23 protein-coding genes are annotated in these 20,178 nt (G+C 71.6%); 7 read left to right on the top strand and 16 right to left on the bottom strand.

Going from position 1 to position 20,178, the window contains the following annotated elements:
- Positions 1-36: 36 nt before the first annotated feature.
- Both QSK37_RS11470 and QSK37_RS11465 read right to left on the bottom strand, forming a co-directional pair.
- Positions 37-1,473 carry a GuaB1 family IMP dehydrogenase-related protein gene (locus tag QSK37_RS11470; RefSeq protein WP_285567150.1) on the bottom strand — a complete coding sequence of 479 codons (1,437 nt, stop codon included), beginning with the start codon at positions 1,471-1,473 and terminating at the stop codon, positions 37-39.
- An 81-nt stretch (positions 1,474-1,554) separates the two neighbouring features.
- Entirely contained in the window at positions 1,555-2,382 is an 828-nt protein-coding gene (locus QSK37_RS11465) for a polysaccharide deacetylase family protein (RefSeq protein ID WP_285619674.1), read from the bottom strand.
- A 236-nt stretch (positions 2,383-2,618) separates the two neighbouring features.
- Between QSK37_RS11465 and QSK37_RS11460 the strand changes: the two genes are divergently transcribed.
- The 3 genes from QSK37_RS11460 (at position 2,619) to QSK37_RS11450 (ending at position 7,656) form a co-directional block, all read left to right on the top strand.
- On the top strand, positions 2,619-5,597 hold the full coding sequence (locus QSK37_RS11460; protein WP_285619673.1) for an AfsR/SARP family transcriptional regulator: 2,979 nt from the start codon (positions 2,619-2,621) through the stop codon (positions 5,595-5,597).
- 198 nt (positions 5,598-5,795) lie between these two features.
- Entirely contained in the window at positions 5,796-6,686 is an 891-nt protein-coding gene (locus tag QSK37_RS11455; RefSeq protein WP_285565813.1) for an Lrp/AsnC family transcriptional regulator, read from the top strand.
- A gap of 109 nt (positions 6,687-6,795) precedes the next feature.
- Positions 6,796-7,656, top strand: a complete 861-nt coding sequence (locus QSK37_RS11450) for a LysR family transcriptional regulator (protein WP_285619671.1) — start codon at positions 6,796-6,798, stop codon at positions 7,654-7,656.
- Between the two features lie 440 nt (positions 7,657-8,096).
- On the opposite strand, the gene QSK37_RS11445 is transcribed toward QSK37_RS11450, so the two are convergent.
- Positions 8,097-9,053: an SRPBCC family protein gene (locus QSK37_RS11445; protein WP_285619669.1), complete on the bottom strand. Its 957-nt coding sequence runs from the start codon at positions 9,051-9,053 to the stop codon at positions 8,097-8,099.
- 323 nt (positions 9,054-9,376) lie between these two features.
- Here QSK37_RS11445 and QSK37_RS11440 point away from each other — a divergent pair, with 323 nt between their 5' ends.
- Positions 9,377-9,670, top strand: a complete 294-nt coding sequence (locus tag QSK37_RS11440) for a hypothetical protein (protein WP_285619667.1) — start codon at positions 9,377-9,379, stop codon at positions 9,668-9,670.
- Between the two features lie 114 nt (positions 9,671-9,784).
- Here the strand turns inward: QSK37_RS11440 and QSK37_RS11435 are convergent, their stop codons facing one another.
- The 9 genes from QSK37_RS11435 to QSK37_RS11395 all read right to left on the bottom strand — a co-directional run bounded on the left by QSK37_RS11435 (position 9,785) and on the right by QSK37_RS11395 (position 13,979).
- A complete protein-coding gene (locus tag QSK37_RS11435) occupies positions 9,785-10,207 on the bottom strand; it encodes a gas vesicle protein K (RefSeq protein WP_285619665.1) in 423 nt (140 codons plus the stop codon).
- Positions 10,204-10,416 carry a gas vesicle protein gene (locus tag QSK37_RS11430; protein ID WP_285619663.1) on the bottom strand — a complete coding sequence of 71 codons (213 nt, stop codon included), beginning with the start codon at positions 10,414-10,416 and terminating at the stop codon, positions 10,204-10,206. The genes QSK37_RS11435 and QSK37_RS11430 overlap by 4 nt, the downstream gene beginning before the upstream one ends.
- Positions 10,417-10,419: 3 nt before the next feature.
- On the bottom strand, positions 10,420-11,202 hold the full coding sequence (locus QSK37_RS11425; protein ID WP_285619661.1) for a GvpL/GvpF family gas vesicle protein: 783 nt from the start codon (positions 11,200-11,202) through the stop codon (positions 10,420-10,422).
- Complete coding sequence (locus tag QSK37_RS11420) at positions 11,195-11,641, bottom strand: gas vesicle protein (RefSeq protein ID WP_285619659.1); 447 nt, start codon at positions 11,639-11,641, stop codon at positions 11,195-11,197. Before QSK37_RS11420 ends, QSK37_RS11425 begins: the two co-directional genes overlap by 8 nt.
- Before the next feature lie 24 nt (positions 11,642-11,665).
- Positions 11,666-11,923: a gas vesicle protein GvpO gene (locus QSK37_RS11415; protein ID WP_285565800.1), complete on the bottom strand. Its 258-nt coding sequence runs from the start codon at positions 11,921-11,923 to the stop codon at positions 11,666-11,668.
- Between the two features lie 2 nt (positions 11,924-11,925).
- Positions 11,926-12,174, bottom strand: coding sequence for a gas vesicle protein GvpG (locus tag QSK37_RS11410; protein WP_285565798.1), 249 nt, complete (start codon positions 12,172-12,174; stop codon positions 11,926-11,928).
- Positions 12,175-12,939 (bottom strand): GvpL/GvpF family gas vesicle protein, encoded by a 765-nt coding sequence (locus QSK37_RS11405; RefSeq protein ID WP_285619657.1) that lies wholly within the window; start codon positions 12,937-12,939, stop codon positions 12,175-12,177. It lies immediately after the preceding gene.
- Entirely contained in the window at positions 12,936-13,373 is a 438-nt protein-coding gene (gvpJ, locus tag QSK37_RS11400) for a gas vesicle protein GvpJ (protein WP_285619655.1), read from the bottom strand. Before gvpJ ends, QSK37_RS11405 begins: the two co-directional genes overlap by 4 nt.
- A gap of 255 nt (positions 13,374-13,628) precedes the next feature.
- Complete coding sequence (locus QSK37_RS11395) at positions 13,629-13,979, bottom strand: phage holin family protein (protein ID WP_285565793.1); 351 nt, start codon at positions 13,977-13,979, stop codon at positions 13,629-13,631.
- Positions 13,980-14,110: 131 nt separating this feature from the next.
- On the opposite strand from QSK37_RS11395, the gene QSK37_RS11390 reads away from it, so the two are divergent.
- Together QSK37_RS11390 and QSK37_RS11385 are read left to right on the top strand one after the other, a co-directional pair.
- The gene (locus QSK37_RS11390) at positions 14,111-14,464 is read left to right on the top strand and encodes a PadR family transcriptional regulator (RefSeq protein ID WP_285619653.1); all 354 of its coding nucleotides are present in this window, start codon (positions 14,111-14,113) and stop codon (positions 14,462-14,464) included.
- Positions 14,465-14,540: 76 nt separating this feature from the next.
- The gene (locus tag QSK37_RS11385) at positions 14,541-15,503 is read left to right on the top strand and encodes a hypothetical protein (protein WP_285619652.1); all 963 of its coding nucleotides are present in this window, start codon (positions 14,541-14,543) and stop codon (positions 15,501-15,503) included.
- Positions 15,504-15,516: 13 nt separating this feature from the next.
- Here QSK37_RS11385 and QSK37_RS11380 read toward each other — a convergent pair whose 3' ends face one another.
- Positions 15,517-17,034 carry an MFS transporter gene (locus tag QSK37_RS11380; protein WP_285619651.1) on the bottom strand — a complete coding sequence of 506 codons (1,518 nt, stop codon included), beginning with the start codon at positions 17,032-17,034 and terminating at the stop codon, positions 15,517-15,519.
- Positions 17,035-17,066: 32 nt separating this feature from the next.
- Positions 17,067-18,101, bottom strand: coding sequence for a GDP-mannose 4,6-dehydratase (locus QSK37_RS11375; RefSeq protein WP_285620090.1), 1,035 nt, complete (start codon positions 18,099-18,101; stop codon positions 17,067-17,069).
- 178 nt (positions 18,102-18,279) lie between these two features.
- On the opposite strand from QSK37_RS11375, the gene QSK37_RS11370 reads away from it, so the two are divergent.
- Positions 18,280-18,717, top strand: a complete 438-nt coding sequence (locus QSK37_RS11370) for a Rieske (2Fe-2S) protein (RefSeq protein ID WP_285619647.1) — start codon at positions 18,280-18,282, stop codon at positions 18,715-18,717.
- Here QSK37_RS11370 and QSK37_RS11365 read toward each other — a convergent pair.
- Together QSK37_RS11365 and QSK37_RS11360 are read right to left on the bottom strand one after the other, a co-directional pair.
- Complete coding sequence (locus tag QSK37_RS11365) at positions 18,681-19,244, bottom strand: CGNR zinc finger domain-containing protein (protein ID WP_285565785.1); 564 nt, start codon at positions 19,242-19,244, stop codon at positions 18,681-18,683. The two genes, QSK37_RS11370 and QSK37_RS11365, sit on opposite strands and share 37 nt — an antisense overlap.
- 84 nt (positions 19,245-19,328) lie before the next feature.
- Entirely contained in the window at positions 19,329-19,910 is a 582-nt protein-coding gene (locus QSK37_RS11360) for a hypothetical protein (RefSeq protein WP_285619646.1), read from the bottom strand.
- Between the last annotated feature and the right edge of the window lie 268 nt (positions 19,911-20,178).

The raw sequence follows: 20,178 nt of genomic DNA, 5'->3' as shown, positions 1-20,178 counted from the left end.
TCCACCCATCCCGGACATGCTCCGGGCGGTGGCCCGTCACCAGCTGACGTGCAGCGGCTCGCCCTCCGCGTAGCCCGAGGAGCTCTGCACCCCGACCAGCGCCCGCTCGTGGAACTCCTCCAGCGTCCGCGCGCCCGCGTACGTGCAGGCGCTCCGCAGCCCCGCGATGATCGTGTCGAGCAGGTCCTCGACGCCGGGCGACTGCGGATCGACGTACATCCGCGAGGTGGAGATCCCCTCCTCGAACAGCGCCTTGCGGGCGCGTTCGAACGGCGAGTCGTCGGCCGTGCGCAGGCGCACCGCACGCGCCGAGGCCATCCCGAAGCTCTCCTTGTACAGCCGCCCGTCGGTGGCGCGCTGCAGATCGCCCGGAGACTCCAGGGTCCCGGCGAACCACGAGCCGATCATGACGTTCGCCGCGCCGGCCGCGAGGGCCAGGGCCACGTCGCGCGGGTGGCGTACGCCGCCGTCCGCCCAGATGTGGCGGCCCAGCCGGCGGGCCTCCGCCGCGCACTCGAGGACCGCGGAGAACTGCGGCCTGCCCACGCCGGTCATCATGCGGGTCGTGCACATCGCGCCCGGCCCGACCCCGACCTTGACGACGTCGGCGCCCGCCTCGACGAGGTCGCGCACGCCGTCGGCGGTCACGACGTTGCCGGCGACGACGGGCACCTGCGGGCGGAGCGCGCGTACGCGCCGCAGTGCGCCGAGCATCTTCTCCTGGTGCCCGTGCGCGGTGTCGATGACCAGCACGTCCGCGCCGGCCGCCAGCAGCGCCTCGGCCTTCTCCTCCACCTCGCCGTTCACGCCGATCGCGGCGGCCACACGCAGCCGCCCGCCCGCGTCCACCGCCGGCTCGTACAGCGTGGCGCGCAGCGCGCCCGTACGCGTCAGGACGCCGGTCAGCCGGCCCTCGCCGTCGACCACGGGCGCGAGCCGGTGTCCGCGCCCGTGCAGCGTCTCGAAGGCCTTCTGCGGGTCGACGGTGTCCGGGAGCGTGAGCAGATCGCGGGACATCACCTCGCTGAGCTGGGTGAACCGGTCGACGCTCAGGCAGTCGGCCTCGGTGACCACGCCGACGGGACGATGGTCCTCGACGACGATGACGGCGCCGTGCGCGCGCTTGGACAGCAGGCCGAGCGCCTCGCCGACCGTGCCGCCGGGACCGAGCCGGATCGCGGTGTCGACGATGAGGTGACGTGTCTTGACCCAGCCGATGACGTCGGCGACGACGTCCACCGGGATGTCCTGGGGGATCACCGCGAGGCCGCCGCGGCGGGCGATCGTCTCGGCCATCCGGCGGCCCGAGACGGCGGTCATGTTGGCGACGACGATGGGGATCGTCGTGCCGCTGCCGTCACTGGTCGACAGGTCGACCGCGAGCCGGGAGCCGACGTCGGACCGGCGCGGCACCATGAACACGTCGTTGTAGGTCAGGTCGTGAACCGGTTGCTCACCGTTCAGCAGGCGCACGTTCGTCAACACCGTCCGTCATCTGGGCGAATGGCCGGAAAGGCCACCCTCCATTGTGATGGATACCCGCCGGTGCCCGGTTCAATGGGCCTTGAGCAGCTCCGACACCTTGACCAGGCGCAGCCCGCGCGCCCGCAGGCCGGTGATGATCCCGGGCAGCGCCGCGTGGGTCTCCGGTGCGGTGGGCGCACCGTTGAGGTGCATGACCACGATCGAGCCGCCCTTCGCCTCCTTCAGGACCGTACGCGTGATCGCGTGGGGGTCGTGGCCGAACGCGTCGCCGCTGATGACGTCCCACTGCACCGGTGTCACCCCGGCGGCGAGCACCGCCCGTACCGCCCCCTGGTCGTGGCATCCGCCGGGGAAGCGGAAGTAGGGCGTGGGCGCCGGAACGTGGTCGCGCAGGATCCGCGCGGCGTGCCGCACGTCCTCCGTACGGTCGTGGGCGGGCAGGACCGGCAGGCCGTAACACGGGGCCGTGAAGGCGCTGTGCTCGTAGGAATGGTTGGCGAACTCCAGCAGCGGGTCGGCCGCGAGCGTTTTCGTCACCGCCGGATAACGCCGGATCCACATGCCGGTGGCGAATATGGTCGCCGGGGTGTGCGTGGCGTCGAGCGTGCCGATGATGCGGCGGTCATAGGAGGACTTGATCCGTCCCGCGTCGAGCGATCGCCACATGCCGGGCGTCATGTCGGCGTCGAACGTGAGCGCCACCATGCCGGAGTCGCGCGCCCCGTGGAAGACCATGTGCCGGGGGCTCGGCGGCGCGGGCGTGGCCGCTACCGCCGGGCCGGTGCGCCGCGGGGCCGGGGCCCGGCCGCGGGGCGGGCGGGCGACCGTGTGCTCGTGCCCCGCCGAGCAGGCCGAGGCGGAGAGCAGGAGCACCGCGATCAGGTGTCGCAATCGCATCCGGACAGTGTGCCCCGCGCACCGCCGAAAGTCCCTTTCCCGGGTGCCGAGTCGGTGTCGTGGCGGGCCGCCGAAACGGCGATATGGAATCTTTCCTGCCATCCATGTTGACCATGAGTGATTTATTCATGCGACACTTACGTTCTGAGCTGAGCTATGGAGCTTGCCGGCGCCCTCGCACGGCGCATCCTCCGGTGCCGTGCGTGTCGGTCGGAACCCCTCGCTGAGAGGCATGCATGCAGGTCAGGCTCTTGGGTCCGGTGGAGCTGTGGGACGGCGCCGTCTCCGCTCCGCTCGGTCCCCGCGCGCGTGCCGTGCTGGCCGCGCTCGCGCTGGACCCTGGACGCGTGCGCAGCGTGGACCGCCTGATCGAGGCCGTCTGGGGGGAGCGCGCGCCCACGACCGCGACGGCGCAGATCCAGGCGTGCGTCTCCGCGCTCCGGCGGGCGTGGCGGCTCGCCGACCCCGACGGCGAGCCGGTCCGCGACGTCATCGTGACCGTTCCGCCGGGTTACGTCCTGCGCACGGACCAGGTCGACCTCCTGGAGTTCGAGCGCCGCATCGGCGCCGCGCGGGGCATGGATCCGGCGCGCGCCGCGGAGGAGCTGCGGGCCGCCCTCGCGCTGTGGCGCGGGCCCGCCCTCGGTGGCCTGCCGAGTCTCGCGGCCGAGGCGGAGCGCCTGGAGGAGCGGCGGCTGACCGCGATCGAGGAGCGCATCGACGCCGACCTGGCCGTCGGCCGGGCCGGTGATCTCATCCCGGAGGTCGTCTCCCTCGTCGCGGCCCACCCGCTGCGCGAGCGTTTCCGCGGCCAGCTGATGCGCGCCCTCCACCGCGCGGGACGCCGTTCGGAGGCGCTCGACGCCTACCAGGAGGCACGCGAGACACTGGTCGCCGAGCTCGGCCTGGAGCCGGGACCCGACCTGCGCCGCATCCAGCAGGCGATCCTCGCCGACGACACCGGCCCGGCCGGGCCGGTGGGCGAGCCGGCGCCGTCCGCCGGGCCTTCGCCGCTGCCGCCCGACATCGCCGACTTCACCGGCCGCGCGAAGCAGGTCGCCGAGATCGCCGCCGCGCTGACCTGGCGCCCCGAGCCGTACGCCGCCGTGCCGATCATCGCGATCAGCGGGCGCGGCGGCGTCGGCAAGACCACGCTCGCCGTGCACGTCGCGCACCGGCTGCGCCAGGAGTTCCCCGACGGGCGCCTCTACGTCGGGCTGCACGGCAGCGAGGCCACGCCGGCCGACCCCGGCGACGTCCTCGGCCGCCTGCTGCGGGCGCTCGGCGTCGACGGCGCGGCCATCCCCGCCGACCCGGACGAGCGCGCGGACCTGTACCGGGCCCGCCTCGACGGGCGGCGTGCCCTCATCGTCCTGGACAACGCCGCCGACGAACGACAGGTGCGCCCGCTGCTGCCGGGCAGCCCGCTGTGCGCGGTCCTGGTCACCTCGCGGCGGCGCCTGACCGGGCTGGCCGGCGCCACGCGCATCGAACTGGACGCCTTCGACCCGGTCCAGGCGGCCGAACTGCTCACCCGAGTGGCCGGCCCCGAGCGCGTCGCCGCGGAGCCGGAGGCCGCCGACCGCGTGACCGCGCTGTGCGACCGGCTGCCGCTGGCCCTGCGGATCGCGGCGGCGCGGCTGGCCGCCAAGCCGCACTGGACCCTCGACCGCCTCGCGCGGCGGCTCGCCGACGAGCACCGGCGGCTCGACGAGCTGGTCCACGCCGACCTGGAGGTGCGCGGCAGCCTCGCGCTGGGCCACCGGGGCCTGTCCGCGGCGGCCCAGCGGGCGTTCCGGCTGCTCGGTGTGCTGGAGGTGGCCGACTTCGCGGCCTGGACGGCCGCCGCGCTGGTCGACGTGCCGATGCAGGAGGGCGAGGACCTGGTCGAGGAGCTGGTGGACGCCCGCCTGCTGGAGGTGGCCGGCCGCGACGCGACCGACCAGCCGCGCTACCGCTTCCACGACCTGCTGCGGGTGTACGCGCGCGAGCGCGCCGTCGCCGAGGAGACCCCGTCCGAGCGCGGGGCCGCGCTGGCCCGTGTGGCCGGGGCGTGGCTGGCGCTGGTCGACGAGGCCGAACGCCGGCTGCCCAACTGCTACTACGCGCCGCTGTCCGGCGACGCGCCGCGCATGCCGCTCGACCCGGAGAGCACCGACGTCCTGCTGCGCGACCCGCTCGCGTGGTTCGAGAGCGAACGGTCCGCGATCACCGCGATGGTGGAGCAGGCGCACGCGGCCGGGATGCCCGGCCCGTGCTGGGAGCTCGCCAGCGCCAGCCTCCCGTTGTTCGAGTTCTGCGGCGACCTGGTCGAGTGGCGCCGCTGCTGCGACCACGCGCTGGCCGCCGCGCGAGAGTCCGGTGACCTGCGCGGCGAGGCGGCCTCGGAGATCAACCTCGGCGCGATGCTGTACGTCCAGAGCGAGTTCGGCGAGGCGCGAGGCCACTTCGAGCGCGCGGCGACGCTCTGCGAGCGGATCGGCGAGCGCTACGGCCGGGCCGGCGCGCTGTGCGGCGTGGCCGGGACGGTCCGGATCAACGGCGACCCGGAGGGGTCCCGGCCGCTGTGGGCCGACGCGCTGCGGCTGTTCGGCGAGATGGGCGACCGGCGCGCCGAGGCGTACGCCGTGGAGGGACTCGGCCTGTGCGACCTCGACCAGGGCCGGGCCGAGCCGGCGCGGGCGCGGTTCGAGGAGATGTTGCGGCTCTACCGGAGCGCGGGCAACGGCATGGGCGAGGCGCACGCGCTGCGCCGCATCGCGGGCGTCGAGCTCGAACTCGGCCGGTACGCCGAGGCGCTGCGGCTGCTGGAGGAGGCGCTGCCGACGTTCCGCGCGATCGGTGACCGGCTGAGTGAGGCGGTGGTGCAGATGCGGATGGGGGAGTGTCTCGTCCGGCAGAAGCGCCACGACGACGCGAGGCCGGTCCTGGACCGGGTCATGACGACCTTTCGCGATGTCGGCTGGCGCACGTGTGAGGGACACGTGCTGCGGCTCACCGGAGAGATGCTCCTCGCCGACGGCGACCCGGACGCCGCGGCCGCACAGCTGGGGGAGTCTCTGCGGATCTTCCGCGACCTCCAGGAGTCGCTCGACGTGGCCGAGACCCTGCGCTGCCTGGCCGAGACGCACGTGGCGAAGGGGAACGAGGAGGCGGCCGCGGCCGCGCGGGACGAGGCTCGCGGAATCCTCGTCGAATTGGGACGCGAGCTTTAGCCGATGATGCCCGGACGTTGCCACGCCGGCGGCCGACGAAACGCGCCGCTTTCGGCACCGACGCCGCGCCTCACCGACAGATCGGTGGTCCTTTGGCGGACGAACACGAACAACGCTCCGTTTTCGCGACGAAGACGTCAGTAATGAAATGATCATGCAAGCCAATGCAGGAACATACAGGCTCTGAGGAGGACCCCCGTGCTGGATGCGGTCGACGCTGTGCTCGTACGCGAGCTGCAGCGGGATGGAAGGGCGACCTTCCAGGCGCTGGCCGACCGTGTGGGCCTGTCGCGTACGGCCGTGCGCACGCGCGTGCAGCATCTTCTGGATTCAGGGATCGTGCGCGTGGTCGGCATCGTGCACGCATCCGTGATCGGAACCGGCGCCATCGGGCATATCTTCATCGACGTCGACGGTCCGGCGCGTCATGTGGTCGACGCCGTGGCCAGAAAGTCGGCGGCCTGGTTCGCCGCCCTGGCCACGGGGGCGCACGCCGTCGTCGCCGAGGTGCGCGTCCGTGACGACGCCAAGCTCGCCCAGGAGGTCGACGGTGTGCGCTCGCTGCCCGGCGTGCGCGGAGTCGAGGTCTTCCGCGTCATCTCCGTGGTGAAGGACGCGCACTCCGTCGTCACCGAACTGCCCGACGTGTCGCTCGACGAGATCGACTGGCGGCTGCTGCGGGAGCTGACGCGCGACGGCCGCACCCCGTACACCCGGCTGGCCGAAGTGGTCGGCCTGTCCCAGGCGGCGACCCGCGCGCGTGCCGTACGGCTCATGCGCACCGGAGTGATCCACGTGAGCGGGATCGTCGACTCGCGCGCCCTCGGCTCCGGCGAACTCGCCGGGGTGGGCGTCCGCGTCTCGTCGGATGTCGACACGGCGGCCGGCCGCATCGCCCGGCTCTCCGGGATCAACTATGTGGTCACCGGCTTCGGCCGGTACGACCTCGTGTGTGGGATCGACGCCACCTCCCGCGACGTGCTGCTGAGCACGCTCGAAGCGGTTCGCGCCGTGCCGGGCGTCTGGGTCGGGGAGTCGTGGCATCACCTCGACGTGGTGAAACAGACGTACGGCGCCGACCTCGACTGATCACACCTTTTCCGTCGATTCCGGGGCGTGTCACCGCGCCCCGTGAATGTCCGGGCCCATTCCGGCTATGTCCAGGACTGGGCACGGCGCCTTGCCCTACCGTCGTGCCATGAATCTGCGGCAGCTGCGCTATGTCGTGGCGACCGCCGACCACGGCACGATGACCGCGGCGGCTCAGGCCCTGTTCGTCGCACAGCCGGCGTTGTCGCGGGCGATCAGGGAGCTCGAACGCGAGCTGGGCGTCGAGCTGTTCGCCCGAGCCGGTCGCGGTGTCGCGCTCACCGACTCCGGGGAGCAGATCGTCCGGTACGCGCGCGATGCCCTGAGGGCGGTCGACGCCATCGAGGCGTTCTCCGCCGCGCCCGCCGGCGGGCGGCCTGGCGAACTGCGGGTCGCCTCGACGTCCTCCCTGGAGCCCGAGCTCACCGCACGGCTGCTGCCGGGGTTCGCCCGCGAACAGCCCGCCGCTCGCATCCGAGTGGTCCGGTGTGACGGCCGTGAGTCGGTGGGCGCCGCCGTACGCGAAGGGCGCGCCGACCTCGCCCTGACCGACCTGCCGGTGCCCGGCGACCTAGCGGCGCATCCGCTCGAACAGCGGGAGATCGTCCTGATCTCCCCGCCCGGCCTGAACCTGCGCGAGCCGGTTCCGCAGTCGGCACTGGACGGCCTGCGCCTGGTCATGCCGGCCCGGGGCAGCGCCCGGCGAACCGAGCTGGACGGCGTGCTGGCCCGCATCGGCGTCACCCCGATCCCGGCGGTGGAGTCGAACGAGCGGGGGGCGTGGCTCACGTGGGTACGCGCCGGGGTCGGGTCGTTAATGTGGTACCGAAACCAGGTGGAGGCCGTCGACGGCCTCGCGGTCCGCTCCTTCATGCCCCCGATCACCACGACGATCGGCCTGGTCCACATGCGCCGCCCCCTGCCTCCGGTCGCCCGCGACTTCCTCGCCTTCGCCAAGAGCCGCGGCTGAGCCGACCCCTTCGGCGTCCGAGCTCGGGTGGGCGTCTCCGGCGATCCCGCGGCGGCGGGTCGCCTAGCAATCGGGCGCGCCCCCGGCCGATCATCGACGCCGATAATCGGCAGGTCGCAGACACGGAAGGCCGACGCGCCGGCATGGGCTCGCTCGGAGCGGAGTGTCGGTCTGGCGCTGTCCTGCCGGTTATCAACGTCGACGACCTGTCCGGGGCGCGTCCGGACTCCCGCGCGCCTGCCTGATGGTGTTCGGCCAGGAAGCCCCATGTCTTTCCGCGAAGGCCGTCGCGTACCACCGGCGCCGGGCCGCTTACCGGGCTGTCCCCGCGCCGGTTTTTCCACAGCCCCCCGCCGTCCTTCCCTGCTCAGACCGCGGCGCTGGACAATGGAAGTGGGATGGCGCCCCTGGGCGGGAGGGGTCTGCGACCCGGCGGTGGGTTAGTTCTCCTGTTTGTCCGAGGTCTTTCGGGTGCTGGAGGAGCGCTTCGTGCCGGAGGACGAGCCCTTGCTCGATGAGCCGCCGGAGGACGAGCTGCTGGAGGACGAACTGCTGGAGGAGCGCTTCGTGTTCGACGAGCGGCCGGTGCTCGACGACTTCCGGGAGCGGGTGGAGCCGCTCGACTTGCCGGTGTCGCCGGCGCCGCCGGACTTGTCGTTGTTCTGCTGCTTCTTCTCCTCGGCCACGGCGGTCTCGTGGCTCTTGACGACCTCGCTGTCGCGGATCTCGCCGCGCCAGCCCTCGGTGTCGTCCTCCTTGGCCAGCACCGCGTGGGCCATCACGTGCCGCTGGAAGTGCTTGAGTTCCAGCCGGACCCGGCGGCCCTGCGCTCTCCACAGGTTGCCGGTCCTCTCGAACAGGCCCTTCGGGTGGTACTCCAGGACGAGCAGGACGCGGGTGAGGTCCGGGGTCAGCTCGTGGAAGGTCACCGCGCCGTCCACGTGTCCCTTGGCGCCCGTCGAGCGCCAGACGACCCGTTCGTCGGGGATCTGCTCGATGATGGTGGACTCCCATGAGCGGGACGACCAGAAGATCTTCGCCTTCCACCGGAGCTTCTCGTCCGAGACCTGCTCGGTGCCCTCGACCTTCTTCGTGAACCCCGGGAAGTCCTGGAATCGGGTCCACTGGTCGTAGACGAGCCGGCGCGGTGCCCCGACGTCGATCTCCTCGAGGATGTTGGTGATCTTGGAGGGGTTCTCGCTCGTCTGACCGCTCTTCTTGCCGAGTACCTTCTCGCCGGCCTTCTTCAGCGTGTCGAGGCCGCCGGAAACGGCGTGCTTCGCGGTCGAGCCGCCGGATCCCAGTGATTTGGCCGCGCTTATCGCGGCTTTCGGGGCTGCCTTTCCACGGTTGACCGCGTTGGTGGCCGCCTTCACGGTTTTCGTCGCAGTCTCCACGGTGCCCTTCAGCTCCTTCAGACGAGTGAGATTGGTGTGTTCAGTGGGTTTCTTCGTGTCTTTCTTGGAGGCCGATCGCGTCGCCATCTCAGTGTCCTTCCTCGTAGGACCCCGGCTTCGGCGCCGGGGGCCGCCGGTCGTGGGGTACCCGCTCATGCGGAGAACAATCACCGGTTAAGAAGGTCGCAGCAGAATGTCACTCCGGGTGTTTTCTCGGCCACCAAACGTTGGTCATGATGGATGCGAGGCGCTTCTCATGAATGGTTCTCGCCTCTCGGGTATGACGGCTGAAGAGGCGGAACCCCTGAATAAGGAGATGGCATATGGCTGAGAAATCGACGCCGGTCGGCAAGGTGACGGAAACGGCTTCGCCGGAGCGCGTCAAGGGTTCGATGGGCAAGGTGCGACAGGTGCCCTCCCCGAAGAAGGCGCTGCAGGGCTCGGTGATGGGCGCGCTCAAGCTGCCGGGTCTGCGCAAGGTCCTGCACACTCTGGCGTTCGCCCGGCTCATGAAGGTTCTACGCGCGATCGTGGGATTCGTCGGGATACGCGCCCTGCCCGTCGTCGCGCTGATCCTCGGTGGCTGGCTCTTCCGGCGCTCCCGCAGAAGAAGATGACACACGGTCCCGGGCGGGATCCGGCCCTCGCGCCGGATCCCGCCCGGGCTTCGTTCGTATCCCCAGGACGTGAAGAGGCCCGCCGCCATGGGCGACGGGCGAGCCGGCGGGCGTTCAGTGCTCCGGCAGCAGCGGTCCGAGGGGGCCGAGGTCGAGGTTGAGGTCGTGGTCGTCCAGGCCGAAGTGGTCCTTCAGCCGGCCCATCGCCTCGTCCAGGCGCATCAGCGCGAGGCCGAGCTGCTCGACCTGGTCCTCGGACAGCCCGCCGCCCTCGACACGGCGTATCGCCTGGCGTTCCATGAGCTGCCGGATCAGCTCAACCAGCGTGAGGACGAGTTTGACCAGGTCACGCTCTACGGTGTCGGGGTCGGTGTGCAGCCGCTGCATCGTGCGGGACGTGCCGGAGCCGGTGCGGGCCGGCGTCTCCTCTGGCGGCGTGCGGCCGTGGAGGATGGCGTCGGTGACGGGGTCGCCGGTCGTCAGGTCCGTCGCCGTGACGTTCCCGGTCACCGGGGCGCGGTCGTCGGAACGGCTCACGGCTCATCTCCCTCCGACATGCCGTCGCCGTCGCGTACGGCCATGATCAGTGCGCGTAGCGAGACGTGGACGAGGTCGACCTCGGCGATGGAGATCACCAGGTCGCCGGTCAGGACGGCCCCGCCGGCCAGCAGCCGGTCGAGCAGGTCGACGAGCGCGACGCGCTCGGTTCCGTTGCCGGCCGGGCCGACGTCGAGAGGGACCGTCATCGCTCACCCCCCGTCCGTCTCGATGAAGGAGTACGGCGGCCAGGGCCCCGTCGCCTCGATCTCGATGCCGGGCGACCGCTCGCCGATCTCGCGCACCAGCGCCTGGAACTCCGGCACCCGCGCGTCGTCCAGCAGGTACGCCATGTTGAGGATCGGCGTGCCGGGGTGCCCGGACAGCTTCGGATCCTGCGGGGGATGCCTCCGCACCGCCACCGCGTGGACCCGGAGTTCGGCGTCGATGGCCTGGGCGCGCTCGGTGAGCCGACGCCCCGCCTCGTTCTGGCGGCGCCGCTGCTCCTGGCGTCGCCGCAGGTACGCGGTGCCGACCCCGGTACCCGCGGCCGGCGTCATCGCCTCCTCCTCGGGCCGTTCGTCCTCCGGGTGGGCGTACGCCTTGACCCCCCACTCCGAGCGGCCCGTGATCCGGTCCAGCGCCGCGCCGAACCGTTCGCGTCCCTCGTGGAGGACCTGCGCCACGCGCTCGTCGTCGTGGTAGACGGTGGCGATCCGCACGGGCGCCGTCGGGGCCAGGCGGGCGGCACGGTCGACCACGGCGTGGTGCGCGCGTGCGGTCGCCTCGATCCACCCCAGGTCCTCCAGGTTGGCGCGCAGGGCGTCCTCGCCGTACTCGTCCAGCCGTACGGTGCTGACCAGGGCGGTGAGGTCGCCGGCGACGACGTCGCGCACCGCGGCGCCCGCCACGCCGGGCGAGCCGCCCAGCGCCGCGAGATCCAGCCCCCGGGTGACGCCGTACAGGTAGACGGCGTTTTCGGAAGAGTCAGTCACTGTTCTTACGCTTCCTCGTGCTCGCCGATCGCGCGGACGTCGTGCGCTTTCCGTCTCCGGCGGCGCCGTCCGCGGGCGTGTCGCCGTCGTGGGGGTGTTCCTCGATCGCGGCCAGGCGTTCCCGCAGCCGCCGGTTCTCCTCCTCCAGCGCCTCGCGGGAGGAGTCCTGGCCGTCGCTCACCTCACCGCGCGAGGCGCGGGAGGACAGCGAGGGATCGTGCTCCCACCAGTCGATGCCCATCTCCTTGGCGCGGTCGACCGAGGCGACGAGCAGCCGCAGCTTGATGGTCAGCAGCTCGATGTCGAGGAGGTTCACCCGGATGTCCCCGACGATCACGATTCCCTTGTCGAGGATGCGCTCGAGAAGGTCGGCGAGATTGGCGCTCGGCTGCTCGCCCGCCATCGGACGAGCGGCCGAACGCGATCCCGTCCATGACATCTCCGACAATGTGCTCAGCCTCTTTCACTTCCGCTCGACTTGCCCGCGCAGGTAGCGTCCGACGCGCCGATAGGACACCAGCTCGCCGTCCGCGTCGACCTCGACCTCATAGGTGGCGAGGATGTCGGCGGAGTCGGGGATTCTCTGGGTCTCGACGACCTCGACGGTCACGCTCCACCCGTCGTCGGAGCGCTTGATCCCGACGACTCCCTCGGTGGACCGTCCGGTCATCTCGGTGACGTGGTGCGCCGCCACTTCGGCGGCGTCGGACGCGCTGAGCATCGCTAGCCTCTCTGATAACCGAGTCTGTGGCCTTCGTGCAGGCGGTGGATCAGATCCTCCTCCCGCTCGGCCGCCTCCTCTTCGGTGATCGCTCCGCTGGCGACGTCATCGGCGACCTGCTGCATCTCCGCGGCGATCCGGCCGGGGTCGTACAGCTGTGCCTCGGCCTGCTCCTTGAGCACCCCGGCGAGCCACATCACCCCCCGCGCGGGTGCCAGGGGGAACGTCACCAGCCCTGTGAACAGTCCCATTCATTCCTCCGGGACGAAGCTGTAGGGCGGTAGCGGTCCGACGAGGCGCAGGGTCAACCGGCCCTCGGTGTCACCGGCGAGCGCGTCCACGGCCCGCTGGAAGTCCGCCAGCTTGCCCCGCTCCACCAGGAACGACGCGTCGAGCACGTCCTCCTCGCGTACGGGCGGGTGGGCGGCGACCGCCGAGGCGGCGGGGGCCAGGCCGTCCAGCAGCCGGGCGCCCTCCTCGTCGCGGCGGCGCTTGACACTCTGCGCGACGAGTTCGCCGAGCCGGACGCGGTCGTAGTAGACGGCGTCCGACGCGTCCTCGGGCACGTTGCGCACGCGTTCGTTGAGCTCGGCCACCTCCGGCTCTTCCGTCATGACCTCGCGCAGGATCGCCTCCTGGACGTAGGTGGCCTTGACGCGGAGCTCCTGCCGGCCCTTCAGCCCGTCCAGGACCTGTGACAGGCGCTCACCGTTCTCGGTCAGCAGTTCCTTCTCCACGGCCTCCCGGCTGCCCAGGGCGGCTCCGAACCGGAAGGGCAGGATGTCCACGCCGGCCGAGACGAACACGTCCAGCACGCGCTGGTGCGCGAGCAGGTCGGCGCGTTCGCCCAGGGGACGCTGCTGCGCCAGGTCGCTGACGAGGGCCGCGCACGGACCGTGCGCGACCACCGACACGGGCTGGTCGTCCACGCCGGTGAGGTCGTCGGGTATCGAGGCGTCGGCACGGATGATGCCGTAGACGTACTGGGTCGCCCCGGATGTCTGCGGGGTGGTCACTCGTCATCCTCCTCGTTCTTCTTCGATGAGCGACGCCGCGCGGGCTGCTTCTTCTCGTCGTCCTCGTCGTCCGAGGGGGCGAAGGTCTCTTCGAGCCGTTCCCGCGCTCCTTCCAGAGCGCCACGGGTCTTCTTCTTGGCGCCCGACTCCTGCATGCCGCCGACGAACTGCGGCAGGCCCTGCGACGTTCCGTCATGGGCGATGTCGAGCCGGTTGCAGGCCGCGGCGAACCGCAGGTAGGTGTCCACACTCGCGACGACGATCCGCACGTCGACCGTGAGGATCTCGATTCCGACCAGCGAGACTCGGGCGTAAAGGTCGATGACCAGACCCTTTTCCAGGATCAGGTCCACCACATCGGCCAAACTGCTGGAGCCGCCCCCTGCTCTGCTGGGCGAACCGCCGGAGGTCTGCTGGGCGATGGGCCCAGTCATGGCATCCACTCCCTTGGTGTGTCTGGTTCAGGTGTGAACCTCACGTACCCCGATAAATCTCGCTAAACGGGATGGATGGCTTTATGTGGGAGGCATCGTCCAAATGCCACATTCTGATGGTTGTGGCTGGTCACGGGAAGTTCCTAGCTGGTTTCTGAGCGTTGATGAGCGCCTGCGTGCTTTTTCGAGGGGCGTTCTCCGGACGGCGCGTCCGGAGAACACCCCTACGACCTCGGGCCCGATACGGGCGACCGGTCACTGTTCGACTTCGGGGGACTGCCGGTCCGCGATCGCGTCGGCGAACCGCCGCGCGGTCTCGACCGGCAGAGGCGCTGGAGTCTCTCGCAGCCGGCGGAGGGTGATCATGGCGGCGCAACCGGCGCCGCCGCCGTACGCGACCGTCGCCGTCAGCGCGGCGGCCTCCGACGGCATCACCTTCTCCAGCAGGAGGACGCTCAGGCGGTAGGACGCCGCGGCGGCGAGTACGCCGAGGGTGCCGGCGACCGCGCCCATCCTCAGCGCGGGCACGCTCTTCCGTGCCTTGTCCGCCACCTCTTGATGGGCGGAATCAATAACATACTGCGTAAGTGGCTGCAAATCGGTCATGGCTCCGGGGTACCCACGAGAAGCCGATGCACGCAGCCTCTGTTCCGGTCGTCCCGAGGCGTCCGAGGTCGGATCGGGTTCGAGAGCGGCGTCATTGCCGATAGATCGATCATCGGTATATAAAGATCGATATGAGCAGGCAGATGCAGGAGCCCACGTTCTTGATCCTCACGGCTCTGGCCGCTCGGCCCCAGCACGGCTACGGGATCATGTGCGACGCGGAACAGATCTCCGACGGCCGGGTGCGGCTGCGCGCCGGCACGCTGTACGCCGCGCTGGACCGGCTGCAGGCCGACGGCCTGGTCGACGCCGACCGGGAGGAGGTCGTCGACGGCCGGCTGCGCCGTTACTACCGCCTGACCGACGACGGCGCCGCCGCGCTCGCGACGGAGGTCGAACGCCTGCGGAGGCGGGCCGAGGCCGCTGCCGCGCGGCTGGGGCCGGCCCGGCTGCGCGGGGCGCAGGCGACCGTCCCCGCCGTGTGACGCGCCGCCAGTGCACGACGACCGCCCTGCTCGGTGGTTCCCTCTTGCCCGACAAGCCCGAGGAAGGTCTGCCCATATGACTGCTCTCGAAGACCGTTATCGCAGGTGGCTCCGCTGGTATCCGGCGGAGCACCGCCGGGCGCACGAGGAGGAGATGCTGGGCGTGCTCCTCGCGGCGGCCGGTCCGGACCAGACGCGTCCGGCCGTACGCGACGTGCTCGATCTGGCGCGGGGCGGACTCGGGATCCGGATCCGCCGGGCGCCGGGCGCACTCGCGCGCGGCGGCTGGCGTGACGCGACCGCGCTGCTCGGCGTCATCGCCCCGCTCCTCCTGCTCGCCGGCACCGCCAGGTACGCCGCGCAGGCGATCCTGTCGCTGCCGGACGCGACCTTCGCCGCCACGCACGGTTCGAGCTGGTGGATCATGTACTACTCGGCGCCGTCCCACCTCGCGTGGGGGATCGCCGCCGTCGTCGCGTTGTGCGGCGCCCCGCGGGCGACCGCGGCCGCCGTGCTCGCCGCCCTCGTCCTGAGCGTCGCCGTGCTCGCGGCGAACGACGACTACGCCGGAGCAGCGGCGGCCGCGCCGCTCCTGCTCGGCCTCATCACGGCCGGCGCGCTCCTCGCCGGGCCCGGTGCCGCCCGTGGGCGGGAGGTACTCGGCCGTCCGCGCCTCATCGGCATCGTCGTCCTCCTGGCCGTGGCGGTCTTCTTCGAGACGGCGATGGTGCGGGAGGCACTGGGCATCACGTGGGGAGCCGGACTCGCGGGCCTGGCGGGCGCGGCGCTGGTCGCCACCGCCTGGCTGGCGCGCGGCGCCGCCGGGCGGCGGGCGCTGGTCGCCCTGGCCGTGCCGTTGCTCCCGATCATGACTGTGCCCTACTACCCGGGCTACGTGGAGGACCCGCTCGCTCGATGCCTCATCACCATGGTCGCCGTTCCGGCGGTGACCGGTCTGGTGTCCCTCGCCGCGCTCGCCGCATTGGAGCTGCTGGTCATCCGGCCGGTGACGGCTCGCCGGAGACGGCCGGCCGGGTGAGCATCGACGGCCGTCAGGCGTTCGCGGCCGTGCCGGGTTCGAGGGGCGGGGCGCCGACCGGGCAGTTGTACTCGCACTCCGGGCTGGCCGTGGCCTGGTCGGGGCTGAGCACGTCGTCGTGGACGATGAGGAACGTCAGCACCGCCCCGACGAGGAGCAGTACGGCCGCGATCGCCATCGCCGTGTGAAAGCCGTGGCCGAACACCGCCGGGTCGTTGTACGCGGTGCCCCTGAGCCCGACCGCGGGCGGGATGCCGGCCACCGCCAGCAGACCGGCCGCGCGGGCCACGGCGTTGTTCACCCCGCTGGCCACGCCCGCGTGCCGCAGGTCGGCCGTCGCGAGCACCGTGGCGGTCAGCGGCGCGACCACACCCGACAGGCCGAGGCCGAAGACCACCGTGGCCGGCAGCACGTCGGCGACGTACGAGGCATGCGGGCCGATGCGGAGCGTCAGCGTCATTCCCGCCGCCGCGACGATCAGCCCGCCGGTCATCAGGTACCGCGGCCCGAACCGCTGGGCCAGCGCGCCCGCGCGGGCGGACAGCAGGAGCATCAGGATCGTCACCGGGAGCAGCGCGGTGCCCGCGACGATGGGGGAATAGCCCGCCACGACCTGTAGGTCGACCACGAGCAGGAAGAACTGCACGCCCATGCCGCCGTACACGATGAACGTCACGATGTTGACGGCGGTGAACTGGCGGGAGCCGAAGACGCCGAGCGGCAGCATGGGGCTCGGACCGTGCCCGGCCGACCGCCGCCGTTCGACCAGCACGAAGGCCACCCCGGAGGCGACTCCCAGCACCGCCGCGACCACCACGGCGGCGGCCGGGCCCGAGGGCGCCTCGGTGAGGGCGTAGGTCACACCGGCGAGCGCGGCGGCCGCGAGGACGGCGCCGAGCACGTCGAAGCCGTGGTGCTCGGACTCGTCACGGCTCTCCGGCACGTGCCGCGCCGCGACGGCCACGACGAGGGCGGCGAGCGGGAGGTTGAGCAGGAACGCCCAGCGCCAGCCCGCCGCGGCGATGAGCCAGCCGCCGAGGAACGGGCCGATCGCGCCCGCGACGCCGCCGAGGCCCGACCAGGCGCCGATCGCCCGTGACCGGTCCGCGGGATCGAAGGACGACTGGATGATGGCCAGCGCGCCGGGTGTCAGCAGGGCGCCGCCGATGCCCTGCAGGGCGCGTGCCGTGACCAGCACGCCGATGTCCGACGCGCCGCCGCACAGCGCGGACGCGAGGGCGAACCAGATCACGCCGATCTGGAACACCCGCCGGCGCCCGAACCGGTCGCCGAGCGAGCCGCCGAGCAGGATCAGCCCGGCGAGCGTGAGTGTGTAGGCGTTGACGGTCCACTGCAGGCCGGCCAGCGAGGCGCCGAAATCCCGCCCGATGCGGGGCAGTGCGACATTGACGATGGTGGCGTCGAGCATCGCCAGGCTGGAGCCCAGCACCGTCGCGGTGAGGACCCAGCGGCCGGGCGCCGTGGAGAGCGTGAGCCGGCCGGTGGCGGTGTCGACCTGATCGGAGGGCACCTGGTCATCGTCGCACGCGTGGGAGGCCCCGCTCACCAGTGGTCGAAGCTGAGCGGCTCGTCCGCCGGCCGGTCGGAGCGGGACAGCAGGGCCAGGTCCGACTCGACCATCATCGTGACGAGTTCTTCGAACGTGACACCCGGTTCCCAGCCGAGCTGGTCACGGGCCTTCTTCGGGTCGCCGCACAGCAGGTCGACCTCGGCGGGCCGGGTCAGCGCGGAGTCGGTGATCACATGGTGGCGCCAGTCGAGCCCGGCCGTCGCGAACGCCAGCTCGACCAGCTCCCGTACGGACTGGGTGCGGCCGGTGCCGATCACGTAGTCCTCCGGCGTCGCGGCGGCGAGCATGAGCCGCATCGCCCGGACGTAGTCGCCGGCGTAGCCCCAGTCGCGCCGGGCCTCCAGGTTCCCCAGCGTGAGCTTGTCGGTCAGGCCGAGCTTGATCCGGGCCACGCCGAGCGAGATCTTGCGGGTCACGAACTCCGCGCCCCGCCGCGGCGACTCGTGGTTGAACAGGATGCCGCTGACCGCGAACATGCCGTACGACTCGCGGTAGTTCTGCGTGATGAAGTGCCCGTAGGTCTTGGCGACGCCGTACGGGCTGCGCGGGTGGAAGGGCGTGCGCTCGTTCTGCGGCGTCTCGCGCACCTGGCCGAACATCTCCGAGGAGGACGCCTGGTAGAAGCGGATCTGGCCGCCGCCGGGGGTGCGCGATCCGCTGATGCCGCTGACGACGCGGATCGCCTCGAGCATGCGCAGCACGCCCATCCCGGTGACCTCGGCGGTGATCTCCGCCTGCTGCCACGACATGGGCACGAAGGAGATCGCGCCGAGGTTGTAGACCTCGTCGGGCCGCACCTTCTCCACGGCGGATATGAGGCTGCCCTGGTCCAGCAGGTCGCCGTGGACCAGCCGCACGTCGCCGATGTGCTTGCGCAGCCTCGAGACGTGCGGGTTGGCCTGCCCCCGGACCAGGCCCCAGACCTCGTACCCCTGCTCCAGCAGATGCTCGGCGAGGTAGGAGCCGTCCTGCCCGGTGATCCCGGTGATGAGCGCTCGCGTGGTCAGCGGAACCTCCCAGCTCACGGGACTATGCCCGTTACGTGAGAAAAGAGATTATCCGTCCGGCCGGGGGCGCGGCGACCGAAGAGGGGCCCCCGGGACCGAATCGCGTTCGAGATCTCGCTCACGCTCGGGCCCCACCATGCTGGATCGCGCCGTTGATGTGCGAGAGGATCACGGCATCATGCTGCGCGTCGCGGGGATGCTGAGACGCCGCCGCCGCGACGACGCGGGGCTGGTCCTGGTGTGCGCGGACGGCGATCTGGCCGACGGCGAGATCCGCCGCGTCGACGGGTTGCCCGTCGTGCTGTGCCGCTCCCGCGGCGCCCTCTACGCCCTCGGGCTGCGCTGCCCGCACGCCGGCGCGCTCCTGGTGAAGGGCGCGATCGTCGACGACTGCCTGGAGTGCCCGCTGCACGGCGGCCGGTTCGCCCTGGACGGCGGCGCGGTGCGCGGCGGGCCGCCCCGCCACGGAGTGCCCGTCCACGACGTGCTGGTGAGCGACGGTCTCGTCTACGTCTCGCGGCGCCCGCGGAAGATCCCGCGCCGCTCGTGGGGCGCTCGCCGCTTACCGAAGCCGGCGGCTCAGCCCGCGGCCGCCTCGCGCTGGCGCGCCCGGTAGGCCGCCACGTGCATGCGGTTGCCGCACGTACGGCTGTCGCAGTAGCGGCGGCAGCGGTTGCGGGACAGGTCGACCAGCACGCGGTCGCAGTCCGGGGCCTCGCAGACGCGCAGCCGGTCGAGCTCGCCGGCGGCCACCACGAAGGCGAGCGCGATGCCGCACTCCGCGGCGAGGCGCTCGGCCAGCTGCGAGCCGGGGGCGGAGAAGTGCACGTGCCAGTCGTAGTCGTCGTGGTCGGTCAGGTGCGGCATCGTCCGCGCCTCGGCGATGATCGCGTTGATCCGGCGTACGGTCAGCCCGGTGTCGTCCGGCGTGCGGAAGACGTCGTGGAACCGGTCGCGCAGGCGCAGGACCGCCTCCAGGTCGTCGCCGTCGAGGTCGCGGACGTCGCTGACCTCGCAGCGCTCGACCAGTGACTGGAGCGCCACGAGGTCGGACAGGTGCTCGTCACCGGTCGCCGCCGGTCCGGTGTTGACCAGCTCGACCACGTTGCCGAGCGCGTGCTCGGTGTCATGACTGAAAAGCACTGGGGCTCCCGTTCGCGTCGGCCCGACGCCGGCGTCGCCGTTAATCCTGCCACTACCGTCACGGTACGCGGCGCGTTCCGCTCGTCAGCGTGCGTAGTGGGGGTCCGCGAGCACCGGGTAGAGGGCGTCGGCGTCCCGGTGCCGCACCGTCATCACGATCGTCGTGCCCTCCAGGTGGTACTCCGCGGGGATCGCGCGGTACAGCGAGTCGTAGCCCCAGGGAGAGTAGAACCGGCCGACCGTCGCTCCGTAGCGGTCGTGGACCACGTCGTACCCGCCCGAGGGCGTGGGGTCCAGCGAGAGGCCCTCGCCGAGCCGGAGCGGGAACCGGAACTCCTCCGGTGCGCCGGGTCCGTGCAACACGGTGATGAACCGGACGCCGGCCGTCGTGGTCTGGCCGATGACGTCGGTCTCGGTTTCCAGCCCCGGGAAGACGCGCATGCTGGGCCTGATCACGCTGGCCAGACGGTCCTCGGCGGCCGCCCCCGCGACGCCGATGTGGACGCGCTGTCCGTCGCGCGTCGGCGCCCAGACGCCTTCGCTCGCCAGTTCTCCCCAGCTCACGTCGGGATTCTCGAATTCGGGAGGTTCGGAACGCCCGCTGATCGAGAGGATACGGGTGGCGGCCTCGACGGCCGTGGTCACCTCGTCACGCGCATGTCTCATGGCGGATCCCCTTCGCCCTGTATCTATCCGTATGTCTGATGCTGCCCCGTAGAAGTATCAGATCCAGGCACTCTGCAACGAAATCGGGGTGGGTTCTGGCTGTTTCGCCGAAGTGGAGGTTGCAAATTAATTACATTGCGCGGCGTGTCGGCGTGGACGCCGTCATTTCGGACGATCGACTGGCGATCGAGTGGCGTCACCGGCGTTTTCGCACGTGAGAGACGTGTTCCGCGCACCGGCCGATACCGGGGCGTGGCCGCGTCCAGAA

It is taken from the genome of Actinoallomurus iriomotensis, assembly GCF_030269445.1.
In the GTDB taxonomy this organism is placed as follows: domain Bacteria; phylum Actinomycetota; class Actinomycetes; order Streptosporangiales; family Streptosporangiaceae; genus Actinoallomurus; species Actinoallomurus iriomotensis.
Note: the sequence above shows the minus strand (reverse complement) of the source record. Positions and strands in the feature narration are given on the sequence as shown.